This window comes from Staphylococcus sp. HMSC62A08, assembly GCF_001839105.1.
GTDB lineage: Bacteria > Bacillota > Bacilli > Staphylococcales > Staphylococcaceae > Staphylococcus > Staphylococcus caprae.
Map to the genome: position 1 here is coordinate 110,731 of NZ_KV840052.1, position 13,818 is coordinate 124,548.

Annotated in this window: 12 protein-coding genes and 1 pseudogene; 10 read left to right on the forward strand and 3 right to left on the reverse strand. The window is 33.3% G+C overall.

The window, feature by feature from the left end; translation table 11 throughout:
• The first annotated feature begins 8 nt into the window (after positions 1-8).
• From recX to HMPREF3264_RS11250, 4 genes and pseudogenes are all read left to right on the forward strand, one after another.
• On the forward strand, positions 9-827 hold the full coding sequence (gene recX, locus HMPREF3264_RS11235) for a recombination regulator RecX (RefSeq protein ID WP_070873362.1): 819 nt from the start codon (positions 9-11) through the stop codon (positions 825-827).
• A complete protein-coding gene (locus HMPREF3264_RS11240) occupies positions 805-1,119 on the forward strand; it encodes a YfhH family protein (RefSeq protein ID WP_002445497.1) in 315 nt (104 codons plus the stop codon). The genes recX and HMPREF3264_RS11240 overlap by 23 nt, the downstream gene beginning before the upstream one ends.
• Positions 1,120-1,134: 15 nt before the next feature.
• A pseudogene (locus HMPREF3264_RS11245) lies at positions 1,135-2,651 on the forward strand (ATP-binding cassette domain-containing protein).
• An 8-nt stretch (positions 2,652-2,659) separates the two neighbouring features.
• Positions 2,660-3,577, forward strand: a complete 918-nt coding sequence (locus tag HMPREF3264_RS11250) for a hypothetical protein (protein ID WP_070873363.1) — start codon at positions 2,660-2,662, stop codon at positions 3,575-3,577.
• A gap of 226 nt (positions 3,578-3,803) precedes the next feature.
• Here the strand turns inward: HMPREF3264_RS11250 and HMPREF3264_RS11255 are convergent, their stop codons facing one another.
• Positions 3,804-4,781 (reverse strand): metal-dependent hydrolase, encoded by a 978-nt coding sequence (locus HMPREF3264_RS11255; RefSeq protein ID WP_070873364.1) that lies wholly within the window; start codon positions 4,779-4,781, stop codon positions 3,804-3,806.
• A 152-nt stretch (positions 4,782-4,933) separates the two neighbouring features.
• On the opposite strand from HMPREF3264_RS11255, the gene mutY reads away from it, so the two are divergent.
• The 3 genes from mutY (at position 4,934) to HMPREF3264_RS11270 (ending at position 8,642) form a co-directional block, all read left to right on the forward strand.
• Entirely contained in the window at positions 4,934-5,977 is a 1,044-nt protein-coding gene (mutY, locus tag HMPREF3264_RS11260; protein ID WP_070873365.1) for an A/G-specific adenine glycosylase, read from the forward strand.
• 103 nt (positions 5,978-6,080) lie between these two features.
• Positions 6,081-6,623: a nucleoside tri-diphosphate phosphatase gene (locus HMPREF3264_RS11265; protein ID WP_002445505.1), complete on the forward strand. Its 543-nt coding sequence runs from the start codon at positions 6,081-6,083 to the stop codon at positions 6,621-6,623.
• A 282-nt stretch (positions 6,624-6,905) separates the two neighbouring features.
• Positions 6,906-8,642: an ABC transporter ATP-binding protein gene (locus tag HMPREF3264_RS11270; protein WP_070873366.1), complete on the forward strand. Its 1,737-nt coding sequence runs from the start codon at positions 6,906-6,908 to the stop codon at positions 8,640-8,642.
• Between the two features lie 97 nt (positions 8,643-8,739).
• On the opposite strand, the gene HMPREF3264_RS11275 is transcribed toward HMPREF3264_RS11270, so the two are convergent.
• Both HMPREF3264_RS11275 and HMPREF3264_RS11280 read right to left on the reverse strand, forming a co-directional pair.
• The gene (locus tag HMPREF3264_RS11275) at positions 8,740-9,834 is read right to left on the reverse strand and encodes an FUSC family protein (RefSeq protein ID WP_002445508.1); all 1,095 of its coding nucleotides are present in this window, start codon (positions 9,832-9,834) and stop codon (positions 8,740-8,742) included.
• Positions 9,835-10,028: 194 nt separating this feature from the next.
• Positions 10,029-11,321 (reverse strand): glutamate-1-semialdehyde 2,1-aminomutase, encoded by a 1,293-nt coding sequence (locus HMPREF3264_RS11280; RefSeq protein WP_070873367.1) that lies wholly within the window; start codon positions 11,319-11,321, stop codon positions 10,029-10,031.
• Positions 11,322-11,401: 80 nt separating this feature from the next.
• Here HMPREF3264_RS11280 and bcp point away from each other — a divergent pair, with 80 nt between their 5' ends.
• From bcp to perR, 3 genes are all read left to right on the forward strand, one after another.
• A complete protein-coding gene (gene bcp / locus HMPREF3264_RS11285; RefSeq protein ID WP_070873368.1) occupies positions 11,402-11,857 on the forward strand; it encodes a thioredoxin-dependent thiol peroxidase in 456 nt (151 codons plus the stop codon).
• 5 nt (positions 11,858-11,862) lie between these two features.
• On the forward strand, positions 11,863-12,813 hold the full coding sequence (locus HMPREF3264_RS11290; RefSeq protein WP_070873369.1) for a phosphoglycerate dehydrogenase: 951 nt from the start codon (positions 11,863-11,865) through the stop codon (positions 12,811-12,813).
• A 95-nt stretch (positions 12,814-12,908) separates the two neighbouring features.
• Positions 12,909-13,364: a peroxide-responsive transcriptional repressor PerR gene (gene perR, locus HMPREF3264_RS11295; RefSeq protein WP_037541849.1), complete on the forward strand. Its 456-nt coding sequence runs from the start codon at positions 12,909-12,911 to the stop codon at positions 13,362-13,364.
• Positions 13,365-13,818: the final 454 nt, after the last annotated feature.

The following is a 13,818-nucleotide window of genomic DNA, read 5'->3' on the forward strand; positions in this document are numbered from 1 at the left end:
GGTGAGACGTGCCTAAAGTTACAAAACTTGAAGTTCAGAAAAAGAACAAAGAACGATTTAACTTATATTTAGACGGTGTATTTGAAATGGGTATTGATATCGATACGCTCGTTAAATTTAATTTAAAAAAAGATCAAATACTAGAAGCGGCTGATATGGAACAAATTCAAAAATACGATCACTATAGACGTGGTGTAAATATGGCGATTCAGTATTTATCTTATAAAAAACGTACTGAAAAAGAAGTTCGGCAATACCTAGAAAAAAATGAAATTTCTGAAGATGCAATTGAGCAAGTGATTGATTATTGCTATAAAGAAAAGTTTATTGATCATGAAGATTATGCTGAAAGTTTGAAAAACACAATGATTCGTACGACAGATAAAGGACCAGAGATTTATAAACAAAAGCTTTATCAATTAGGTATTGAACCTAAAATCATTGATCACTATACAGCGCTTTATGAACAAGAACAACCTCTTGAAGATGTCATTAAAGTAGGCAATAAAATAATGAAAACGAAGAAGGGGCCTGAAGTTAAAGTAAAACAAAAAGTTTCACAAGCTTTAATGCAAAAAGGCTTTACATTTGAGACAATCCAGGTTGCGATGTCTGAGCTCAACTTTTCCCAAGATGAAGAGACATTAGATAATTTATTGCAACGTGATTTAGAGAAAGTCTATAATAAAAATTGTAGAAAATACGATGGTCAAAAATTAATGATGAAAACCATTGAAGCGCTTATGAGAAAAGGTTATAAGTATGATAAAATTAAAACAAAATTAGAAGAAAGTGGTATTACAAATGGTACAGAAGAAATTGAGTGAGATGTCAGAACAAGAATTAAGACATGAAATTCAGACATATAAAGAAAAAATGCGTAAAGCTGAAATGAATGGCATTATGAATGAATACGATGTGTACCAAAGTAAAGTCATCATTGCAGAAAGTTATCTGGTTGATCGTAATAAAGTTGAAATAGGAAAGATTTATAAATTAAACGATGGCAGTGAACAATACTTCAAAGTAGAAAGACTGAAAGGTGTTTTTGCTTGGGGGTTCAGAATTAAAAGTAGTGAACCAGAAGAAGGTCTACCATTAGCATTATTAAAAATTTAGAAGGATGTTTAATCAATGGGAAGCTCAATTGTATTAAGGTTACTTAAAGTGACACATTACTATAGAAATAAAAGTTCAAAGAAATGGTATTTGCCCTTTGGATATGATGCAGAAGATATCAATTTAAACAATATCTCTTTACATATTTATCAAGGTGAATCACTTGGTATTATTGGTGAACCAGGCTCCTCGAAGACGTTAATTGGTAGAATTTTGAGTGGGACTGTTAAACCTGATAAAGGGAAAGTCATTCGTACTGAGAATCTATTTTACGGAGATATGGAGCACCGTCATGTTACATATCAAACTGTTCAAGATTTTGTAGACAGCGCTGTGCAATTATTTCCTTACAAAGTAAATGACCACAAGGCAGAACAAATTATTCAATGGGCACATTTAGGAGATAAAGCGAAGACAAGTATTTCAAATTTATCTCCAACTGAGTATGCTCAATTATTACTGAGTATCGCCCGTTCTTCTCAAAATAAAATCATCATCCTTAGCCACGTATTGACACATTTAGATGATGTATTCTTCAAAAGAGCAATTGAATTATCAGATGATTACATACAAAGTAACCAAACATTAGTATTGATTGATAATGATATAGACAAGATTAGTGAAACAGCTAACTATATCACTTGGGTGTCTCATGGACAAATTCGTAAAGAGGGTTCGCTAAATCAAGTTTTACCTGTGTTTAGAGAACATGAAAGGACCGTCAAAGTATTGATTCTAAGACGCAATTGGAAAGCTTCGATTTAGACTGGAAGAAAAGCCGTACACGTATACCAGAAATGACGTATAACTTTAAGAGAATTGAGCGCTATAATCATGCTAAGCCACCTGTCTTTTTAGTAAGGTTCTGGACATTATTTGCGAGTTTCTTAATCGGTCTAGCATTGATGGGGGTATTACTCTTCAACAATTTAGGCAAAGTTCATATTTCTGAAAGTAATACCCAAGCCGCAATACAAAACCAAAGCAAAGATCCATATGAAGATAAATTAGCTTATGGCCTTGCGCTTGATGGTTCTACCACATTAAAAGGTACAAAGAATACGGAATTACCTAAATATGGATTAGCGACAATTACAGGTGAGAATAGTAAAAAATATCGAATAGAAATGAACCAAAAGACGTATACGGTTGGAAAAAGTGACTTATTCTATTTTAATCCTGCTGGTTTATATGAATCACACAGTTTTAAAAAGCTTTCACCTTATATTAAAACCAACTATAGTACATACATAGAGTATTTTAATAGTCATTTACACCAAAAGCATGACAAAGTTACGAAGACCCTTGTTCCAGAGAAAGATAGTCGTTATGTCGTACCAATCACTCAACAACCGATTAAAATGATTTTCGGAGATGAAGATACACTTTCAGGATTTGTGGTACCTATGGAACATAAAACAGAATTGAAGAAAAAATATAATATAAAAAAAGATGTATGGATTACGAAATCTGGCAATGGTTATTTCATAGCAGATATGAAAGATAACAAATGGATATATATTGAATTGTAGGTGTGAAAATGATAGATAATATAATCTTATACTTTAAAAACTTGCCACATCTGATAGGTTACTGTACTCAACGGATAAAGCAAACTTGGCATTGGTTTGTCATTAGTTTTGTAATAGGTCTTGTGTTTATTTTAGGTTTAGAAGGCATCTTCAATTTGAATCATAATACGGAATTGGTACAAGTGCGTTGGTTATTCAGAGTAACAGCGCTTGTTGTCTTTGGGCTTATAGTGTTTTCTATATACTTAGGCTATAAATATTATAGAAAAGATTATATGGTAATAAAGTCTTTCCATATTTCAGCTGTCACACCGTTAATTGTCATTGCATTGATGACTTTAGTGACGATGTTAGTTCTTGGTTTAATTATCGCATTTTTAAAGCCAGTCAATTTTGATACTTCAATCTTTGCGTTTATTTATTATAGCGTCATGGCAAGTATATTTATTGTAATTGCAGCTGTCATGTGTGGTTTATTACAATTCATTGTTAAACGATTTCATCTGCTATACTTAATTGCTAGTGCGATTTGTTTCTTTATCGTGCCGATATTATTTATACCTAAGACACATTCAACAATAATTGAACATATATTAATGTTGAATCCAGTTTATTATCTTGTGAATGGTAGTGCAGAGTCGGTGGTATTTGGAGCAGTAAGTATGAATAATATTCCGTATCATATTTATTTTATTTTCCTTCTGGCAATCATGTGTGTGATAAATTATGCGCTAGTTCGTCACATTGCTTTTGATAAATATGATAGTCAAGTTACTTTGGGTGATAATGACACTTCAAAAGCTATCGAACATGAAGATGAAGACAAGAAGAAAGATGAGCATTTCAAAGGTGAAAATGGACGTCATGATGGTAGCGTGAAAGGACATACCGCTCGTAACGTAAATGATAATGATGGTAACCGTTAACGTTAAGGTGAATGGTGGTTTGAAGGTAAGTGGTCATTGGTCATTTGAGGGATGTGATCATTTGCAAGTTAACGGTAATTTGTTAGCGTATTGAAGATAGGTTAATCATAATATTTGTTTACAGTTTGAAAAAACTTAGACTATAAGTGTTTAGATAAATTTAGATCAAAGCCAAGGCACCCCTTATCATTGGTTGGAGGAAGGGGTGCCTTGGTTTCTTTGTATGTTATTGTGAGTATAGTTTGCGTTGTAGTTTGTCTTCGCTAAAGACCCAGCCAATGTAGGAGTGGTCGATTTCGTTATCTCGCGTTAAATGTGCTATTGCGACGAATGAGTATCGACCATTGTTAAGATATCTTAAATCCATTAATCGTATTTCTGTTGCACCATCTTCTAAAGGTGTCGTTTGCCAACGATAAATAGAAGAGAAGTTTAAGAAAGTAAAGATATCTTTGTTTCCTTTTACTTTCCATAGTAATGTGTCTGGCGTCATAGATTGACGTTTTACTTTATCAGTAAATTCAACGTCTTTCCAACGTGCAGTACCTACATAATCATGTTGTTCAGTTTGAATCGCAACACGCCAAACATGAAATTTGATTGTAGGGGCGACAAAGACTTTCACAGCATTATGCGAACGATCGATACGTTTGAGCGCTTCTTTTTTAATTGTTGCTTGCATCATGAAACGCACGATATAATAAACGACTAAAATTGCGACGATAGGAAAGAAAGCAAGATAAGGATGAACACCAACAATCCAAAGTAAGACGCCAATACATAGTAGAGTGAAGATAATTGGATCAAAGGTGCTTATCACACTTAGTTGTATCCACTTATTTGTAATAGGTCTTAGTGCCTGGGTGCCGTATGAATTAAATATATCTACAAATACGTGTAAAAAGACGGCAAGTTGTGCCCATAGCCACACGTGTAGTGGCTCAGTATGATTAAAAATCACAAATATTAGAAATGTTATTAAAATCGGCCATAAAATGGTAAAAGGTATAGAATGTGTAATTCCTCTATGATGGGAGATATAGGTCGCGTTATCCTTTAATTTTAATACTGTATCGCCATCTGGTATTAATGAACCTGCTACTAATGTTGTAGCAGTAGCTGCAAATGAGCCTGCCATAACTGGATCTTGAGTAGCTAACGCAGTGAGACCCACACCCATAACAATGTGCGTGGCTGTGTCCATAATTGTTCACTCTTTTCATCTTTATTTAATATATATTATAATCTAAAAGTCACAATAACAAAATTAACTTACTTCAATCGATTATTGTTTTTAAAAGTAAAGACTAACATCAAATAAATCAAAATTGAAAGAGTAAAGAAAGGATTAATTGCATGTATCATAACGAATCTTTTAAAAAGAATATTGTAGATTGGTTTGAAAAGAATCAACGGGATTTGCCATGGAGAGAAACGACAAACCCTTACTATATATGGCTGAGTGAAGTAATGTTGCAACAAACACAAGTCAATACAGTGATCGATTATTACTATAGATTTATTCATCGCTTCCCGACAGTTGCAAGTTTAAGTGAAGCTCATGAAGATGAAGTGCTAAAGTATTGGGAAGGTTTAGGCTATTATAGTCGAGCTCGAAATTTCCACACTGCTATTAAAGAAGTTGAAGCACAATATGATGGTGAAGTCCCTTCTGATCCAGAACTTTTCAAAAAGTTAAAAGGTGTGGGACCTTATACACAAGCGGCAGTGATGAGTATCGCATTTGATCAACCGCTTGCAACTGTTGATGGCAATGTCTTTCGTGTATGGTCAAGGTTGAATAATGATGACCGTGATACGAAGTTACAATCGACGCGTAAAGCATTCGAGCAGGAATTAAATCCTTATGTACAAGAAGCCTCAGGGACATTTAATCAAGCAATGATGGAGTTGGGTGCATTAATTTGTACTCCGAAATCACCATTATGTCTATTTTGCCCAGTTCAAGAAAATTGTGAAGCTTTCCACGAAGGGACCACACAGGAACTTCCTGTAAAAACGAAAAATATTAAAAAGAAAACAGTAAATCAAAAGGTTCTACTTATTAGAAATAGTAAAGGACAATACCTTCTCGAAAAACGACAAGAAAAATTATTAAATGGTATGTGGCAATTTCCTATGAGAGAAGAAAGTGATGCAGATGCGCAACTTTCTGATTATCTTGGATTACATGTTCAATCTTTAGAAGAACCTATTTATGAACTTCGACATCATTTTACGCATATGACATGGAATATTAAAGTATATAGTGTACCTGAGACACATGACATTCCAGATGATGAATTGCCTTCAAATATGAAATGGTTTGATTTAGATGATAGAGAGGCTCATACTTTTCCAGTTTCAATGGATAAAATATACCGTTTCATAGTGGGATAGATGTGTTGATTCACTTATAATGGAAGCGCCTTTATTTATTAAGCATGTAGATTAAAATATGATATAATCTAAATGGCTAAAAATATTAAAGGTGGTGTGGAGTATGGTTAAGGAATCCATACCGAAAGAAGGAGAATCAATTAAGATTCAAAGTTACAAACATGATGGAAACATTCATCGTGTGTGGTCGGAAACAACAATCTTAAAGGGTACTGACCATGTGATTATAGGTGGAAATGATCACACGTTAGTGACTGAGAGTGACGGGCGTACATGGATTACTAGAGAGCCGGCAATTGTATACTTCCATTCAGAGTATTGGTTTAATGTTATCTGCATGTTTAGGGAAGACGGCATCTATTATTATTGCAATTTATCATCACCTTTCGTGTGCGATGAAGAGGCACTTAAATATATTGATTATGATTTGGATATTAAAGTTTATCCAAACGGTAAGTATCATTTATTAGATGAAGATGAGTATGAACAACATATGAATCAAATGAACTATCCTCATGATATTGATGTGATTTTAAGAAGAAATGTTGATATCTTACAACAATGGATAGAACAGAAGAAGGGGCCATTTGCGCCAGATTTTATTAAAGTATGGAAAGAACGTTATAAAAAGATTAGAGATTATTAAGCAAAATAGATGTAATACATGAAGCAATGCTTTATATTGTTAAAGGTGTTAAACAATAAATCGTATTCATGATTTAAATGTATTACAATCTTGCAATGAGACTATTCCACCATTATAAAGAATGACTTAACATCGTAATATAAGCTTGTATAGTATTTTATATCAGAGGTTGAAACATTATCATGACGTTGCTTACAAATAGAGGTAAGCGATTGAAATGTGTTCAACCTCTGTTCATTTTTGATAAATAAAATCTGCGTGCATCACAGGGGGTAAATACGCATGATTAAACGATATTTAAAATTCGTTCAACCGTATAGATATCGTATTATAGCAACAATTATCGTTGGTATTATCAAATTCGGTATACCTATGTTAATTCCATTGCTTATTAAATATGCGATTGACGGCGTGATTAATAATCACTCACTTTCAAATAGTGAGAAATTCAGTCATCTCGGTGTGGCGATTGGCATAGCGCTATTTATATTTTTAATTGTTCGACCACCCATTGAGTATATAAGACAATATTTAGCTCAATGGACAAGTAACAAAATTTTATATGATATTCGTAAACAATTATATAATCATCTACAGGCATTAAGTGCACGTTTTTATGCTAATAATCAAGTGGGACAAGTCATTTCTCGTGTCATTAATGATGTAGAACAAACGAAAGACTTCATCCTTACAGGATTAATGAACATTTGGTTAGATTGTGTAACAATTATTATCGCTCTATCAATTATGTTCTTCTTGGATGTGAAATTGACAATTGCAGCGATATTCATCTTTCCATTCTATATTTTAACGGTCTATTTCTTCTTTGGAAGATTAAGACAATTAACTCGCGTACGTTCACAAGCGCTAGCAGAAGTTCAAGGATTCTTACATGAACGTGTTCAGGGTATGTCTGTGATAAAAAGTTTTGCAATTGAAGATAATGAAGCGAAAAACTTCGATCATCGAAATGGTCACTTCTTAAAGCGTGCTTTCCAGCACACACGATGGAATGCATATTCCTTTGCAGCAATTAATACTGTTACAGACTTAGGGCCAATCATTGTCATTGGTGTTGGCGCTTATTTAGTGATTAATGGCTCTATTACTGTTGGTACTTTAGCAGCTTTCGTAGGCTACTTGGAACAACTTTTTGGACCATTAAGAAGACTTGTATCATCATTTACGACATTGACTCAAAGTTTCGCCTCAATGGACAGGGTATTCCAATTGATGGACGAAGATTATGATATTAAGAATGGCATCGGTGCACAACCTATCGAAATTAAAAAAGGTCAAATTGATTTGAAACATGTGAGCTTTAAATATAATGAAAATGAATCAGAAGTGTTACATGACATTAACCTTACAATTAATAAAGGTGAAACAGTGGCCTTTGTTGGTATGAGTGGTGGCGGTAAATCGACACTCATTAGTTTAATACCTAGATTTTATGATGTAACTGCTGGAGAAATAAATATTGATGGAAATAACGTTAAAGACTTCTTAACTGGCAGTTTAAGAAATCAGATAGGGCTCGTACAACAAGACAATATTTTATTTTCAGATACAGTGAGAGAAAACATCTTGCTAGGTCGACCTGACGCGACAGAAGAAGAAATCGTCGAAGCGGCTAAGATGGCAAATGCGCACGACTTTATTATTAATTTACCTGAAGGTTACGACACTGAAGTTGGAGAACGAGGTGTGAAACTTTCCGGCGGTCAGAAACAACGTCTTTCTATTGCTAGAATCTTCTTAAATAACCCACCTATATTAATCTTAGACGAAGCAACGAGTGCACTTGATTTAGAAAGTGAAGCCATCATTCAGGAAGCACTTGATGTATTAAGTAAAGATAGAACAACCTTAATTGTGGCACACCGTCTATCTACGATTACACATGCTGATAAGATTGTTGTTATGGAAAATGGACAAATCGTGGAAACAGGTACACATCAAGAATTAATTGCGAAAAAAGGTGCTTACGAACATCTATACAGCATCCAGAATTTATAATGAGAATGATGCAACTTTATCGCTAATATAATTATTTATAAACAAAACCACCTTTATTCTATGGTTAATTGTAGAATAAAGGTGGTTTTGACATATGTTACAAATCAAAATCTTCGTCGGAAATATCAATGTCTGAATCTGAACGATGATAGGTGAAGAAACTTAATCGAATTCTATCTAAATGTTCAAGGTGATATCTGTATTCCTCGATTGCTGCAATAATCTGCATCATATTACCATAGGAATAACGAGTTTGATGAGGATTGTTTATTAATTCTTGTTGGAAGGCATCCATCAAGTTTTTCTTTTGTGGATTATCTACTTCGTAATCTAGCTGTGTAACATCATATTTTGCCTTTTTAGATAGACTTTTATAAATTTGTTCATGAACTGCAACTAACGAATCCAATTCAAGTTTAATTTGTAATAATAATTGATTGTTAAGTTGATGTAAGTCATTTTGAAAACGTGACATACGATTTAATACTTCATAGGCTTGTCTAGTCGTTCTTACTACTTCTTTAAATAGTATCTTCTTTCTATTCTGTTGATAGATATGCTTCTTAGTTAAAGGTTTCTCTTCATTATAATAATCATAGATTTGCTCTAATTTAGTGATACGTGAGTTAAGTTGTGAACAGTCTTGCTTAATATTATGAAATTCTGAAGTATCATTAAGCACAAGTTTAAACCACACAAAGATATCAGATGAAATATTCATTGAGTTGTAATAAATTTTGGTTTCAAATTTTGGAGGTAGAAATACTAAATTGACAATTGAGGAACTTAGTACACCTATCATTACGAGAGCGAATCTAAAGAATGCCGCTACATAGAAAGAACCAGTGTGTTGCCCCATAATTACTAGAGCAGTCACACTTGCTAGGGTAGCAACGTGGGCTAGGTTAAATTTGAATAGAATTGCGATTAATAAGATAACCGTAACGCCCATTATGATGAAGTTATTACTAAAAATAGTTACCATGGTCACGGCAAGTATGGCACCAATAATATTACCTATGGCTTGTTCTGAAACAGTTTTAATAGAGCGATAAACACTTGGTTGCATCGCTACAACTGCACTGACACCAGCGAGTGCTTTCAGACCAATATTTGCCGGAAGTAAAGAAGCGATAGACATAGCTAATATGATGGCTATACCAGTTTTGAAAATCCGAGCTCCTAGTCTCAAATATAACGCTCCTTCGATTTAATTTTGAATCATATAATTATATATTCTCATTCATTATTGTTATACACCGAGACGCTAAAATTTTCAAGTTAATACAAATGATCTTAAAACATTCTTTTTGAAAATTTTGTGATACAAAAAAGACCTCTGCCCGGATTGAGCAGAGGTTTGAATCTAAGACTAGGGAAGGGTGATTATTTTTTCATTTGGCTAAATGCATAATCAGCGGCTTCGAGTGTTTGATCAATGTCTTCTTCTGTGTGTTCTGTAGTTAAGAACCAAGCTTCAAATTTTGAAGGTGCTAAATTAATACCTTGATGTAACATTAATTTGAAGAACTTAGCAAAGGCTTCGCCATCTGAATTTTCAACTTGTTCATAATGCGTAATTTTTTCATCTGTGAAGTACAATGTCAGTGAGCCATATATTCTATTAATTGTGGCTGTAATATTGTGTTTTTCGATTAATTTAAGTAATCCTTCTTCGAGGCGTCGACCTAATTGATCTAATTTTTCATAGACACCGTCTTGTTCTAATACTTCTAATAAAGCAATACCTGCTCTCATAGATAATGGATTTCCAGCCATCGTTCCAGCTTGATACGCAGGTCCTAATGGCGCAACATGTTCCATAATATCTTGGCGACCGCCGTAACCACCAATAGGTAAGCCACCTCCAACGATTTTACCGAATGCAGTTAAGTCAGGTTTAACACCTAATAAATCTTGGGCAGCACCATAATGGAAACGGAATGCTGTAATCACTTCATCGTAAATTACTAATGTACCATTATCATGTGAGATTTTATTCACTTCTTCTAAAAATCCTGGCTGAGGCATAACCATACCAAAGTTACCAACAATCGGTTCAACAAGTACAGCCGCAATTTCATCTCCCCAATAATCGATTGCTTCTCTGTATGATTCGATATCATTGAAAGGTACAGTAATTACCTCTTGAGCAACGCTTTGAGGGACACCTGCTGAATCTGGAGAACCTAATTGAGAAGGACCACTTCCAGCAGCAACAAGAACTAAATCAGAATGACCATGATAAGATCCGGCAAACTTAATAATTTTATTTCTCTTAGTATAGGCACGAGCAACTCTGATTGTCGTCATCACTGCTTCAGTACCTGAATTGACGAAACGTATTTTTTCTAATGAGGGAATAGCTTCTCTTAACTTTTTAGAGAAATCAATTTCAAGTTCAGTCGGCGTGCCATATAGAACACCTTTAGCAGCTTGATCCTGAATTGCCTCAGTAATATGTGGGTGTGCATGACCAGTAATGATTGGTCCATATGCTTGAAGATAATCAATAAATTTATTGCCATCTACATCATATAAATAAGCACCATGACCTTCTTTCATCATAACTGGAGCGCCGCCACCAACTGCCTTATAAGAACGTGAAGGTGAATTAACGCCACCTAATATATATTCATTAGATAGTTCCTGAAGACGTTCGCTTTCAGTAAAATTCATATCTATCAACCTCTTTTAATTTAATATTTTCATCTAATATCGTATCATAAAATCAACATTATTAAGAAATAGGTGAGCATATGTTAAATAAAGGCGAACAATTTCCTTCATTTTCATTAGAAAATCAAAATGGAGAGGTAATTACTAATGAAACATTAAAAGGGCGTAAAGCAATCTTATATTTCTATCCAAGAGACAATACACCGACATGTACAACTGAAGCATGTGACTTTAGAGACCATTTATCAGATTTTAATGAACTTGACGTAGATGTTTATGGAATTAACGGAGATTCTAAAAAGAAACATCAAAACTTTATCGAAAAGCATCAACTTAACTTCGACTTATTAGTCGACGAAGAATATAAGTTGGCAAATGAAGTAGGTGTATATCAATTAAAAAAATCTTTCGGCAAAGAAAGCATGGGTATTGTTAGAACGACGTTTGTGATTGATGAAAATGGATATATTATGGATGTTATTGAAAAAGTTAAAGTCAAAACTCAGATAGAGGAATTAAAAAATATCCTGGGGTGATTTAAGTGAAAATCGTAAGCCTGATTAGATTGAAAGATTTAGAAGATGAACTTATTAAAAAGTTTCCTAATGAGGAGTTTAAGTTTTATAAAAAAGCGGAAACCATTCCAACTGAAGATAGGGAAACATTAGATATACTCATTGGGTATGATGGAAGTATAGATAAAGCATTCATAGAAGAATGTAAAAATTTAAAATGGATTGCATGGTATGCTACAGGAGTAAATAACCTTCCATTAGATTATATTAATGAAAGAGGAATTATCGTTACAAACGGGAGAGGCGTACAAGCTAAACAACTATCAGAGTATATTATTGCATTTATTTTAGATGATTATAAAAAAATGCGAACTTCATATGAGAATCAATTGGCACATCGATTTGACTCTAAATTGACAGGTCATAGGGTGAACGGTGAAACACTTTTATTTTTAGGCACTGGTGCTATTGCGCAAAAAACTGCGTATTTGGCCAAAGCGTTTGGAATGAAAATTGTCGGAGTCAGTAAATCAGGTCATATGAAAGATCACTTTGACAAAACATATACTATAGAAGAAATTGATAAAGTGATTGGAGAAGCAAATATTATTGTTAATTCTTTACCTGAAACGAATGAAACAATACACTTGCTTCAGAAACACCATTTTGAACAAATGAGAGACGATGCATTGTTTATTAATATAGGACGAGGTACTGTCGTCGATGAATCACTATTAATAGATGTTTTAAGAAATCAAATCATTAGACATGCCTATTTAGATGTATTTGAAAATGAACCGCTCGCAAGCGATAATCCATTATATGATTTAAATAATGTAACAATTACGGCTCATATCACAGGTAATGATAAGCATATTAATCGAGATGTTACAGCAATTTTTGAGAAGAATTTAAAGCATTTTCTCAATAAGAATGATGTAATTGAGAATAGGGTGGACTTAAATAAAGGCTATTGACTGAAAACAATACGTACTTATTGACATTCATTATTACGAACAGTTATATTAATATTAAGTAATAATAATTATTAATTAGAAAGATGGTGAATTCAATGAGTGCGGATTTAGAGTCAATTGAACATGAACTTGAAGAATCAATTGCGTCTTTAAGAAAAGCAGGCATACGTATTACACCACAAAGACAAGCAATTATACGTTATCTCATTTCTTCACATTCACATCCAACTGCGGATGAGATTTACCAAGCACTTTCACCTGATTTTCCTAATATAAGTGTAGCAACTATCTATAATAATCTAAGAGTATTTAAAGATATTGGCATAGTTAAGGAACTCACATATGGTGACGCATCAAGTAGATTTGATTTCAATACACATAATCATTATCACGTTATATGCGAAAAATGTGGTAAAATCGTAGACTTCCATTATCCTCAACTTGATGAAGTTGAACACTTAGCACAACATGTTACTGACTTCGATATTACACATCATCGAATGGAAATTTACGGCACATGCAAAGAATGTAAAGAAAAAGATAATAACTAAAAACTTTAGACTAATGAACTAGGCAACTTCTCTTGAGAGGTTGCCTATTTTTCTGTATGAACTCATGTAATTGTGAGGCAAATTAGAAACAGATGATAAATGGATAAATGGGTGCGTAGAAAAAGCTAATTACACTATAAAGTCTAATTGTTCTTAATGAAGAAATTAATTCACTGATAAGGTAAATTTAACCTTAAAAACTCTAATAAATTGATTGACGATAGTCTTATTACTTGATACTATATAAAAGTCGTCAAAAACAGATTAATTAATTGAAAACTTTAAGTAAAAACCTTAAAGTTAATGTTAATAAAGTGTAATTTTGACTATTGAACTTTTAAACGAAACATTATAAGATATTATTTGTTGAATTAATTAACAAGAAACAAGAAATAAACGAAAGAATTTATTCTTGACTTATTAAATTGATTTAGATATAATAATGTATTGTAAG

Coding starts and splice junctions, on each gene's coding strand:
- HMPREF3264_RS11240 (WP_002445497.1), top strand. CDS start 805: ATGGTACAGAAGAAATTGAGTGAGATGTCAGAACAAGAATTAAGACAT.
- HMPREF3264_RS11250 (WP_070873363.1), top strand. CDS start 2,660: ATGATAGATAATATAATCTTATACTTTAAAAACTTGCCACATCTGATA.
- HMPREF3264_RS11255 (WP_070873364.1), bottom strand. CDS start 4,781: ATGGACACAGCCACGCACATTGTTATGGGTGTGGGTCTCACTGCGTTA.
- mutY (WP_070873365.1), top strand. CDS start 4,934: ATGTATCATAACGAATCTTTTAAAAAGAATATTGTAGATTGGTTTGAA.
- HMPREF3264_RS11265 (WP_002445505.1), top strand. CDS start 6,081: ATGGTTAAGGAATCCATACCGAAAGAAGGAGAATCAATTAAGATTCAA.
- HMPREF3264_RS11270 (WP_070873366.1), top strand. CDS start 6,906: ATGATTAAACGATATTTAAAATTCGTTCAACCGTATAGATATCGTATT.
- HMPREF3264_RS11280 (WP_070873367.1), bottom strand. CDS start 11,321: ATGAATTTTACTGAAAGCGAACGTCTTCAGGAACTATCTAATGAATAT.
- bcp (WP_070873368.1), top strand. CDS start 11,402: ATGTTAAATAAAGGCGAACAATTTCCTTCATTTTCATTAGAAAATCAA.
- perR (WP_037541849.1), top strand. CDS start 12,909: ATGAGTGCGGATTTAGAGTCAATTGAACATGAACTTGAAGAATCAATT.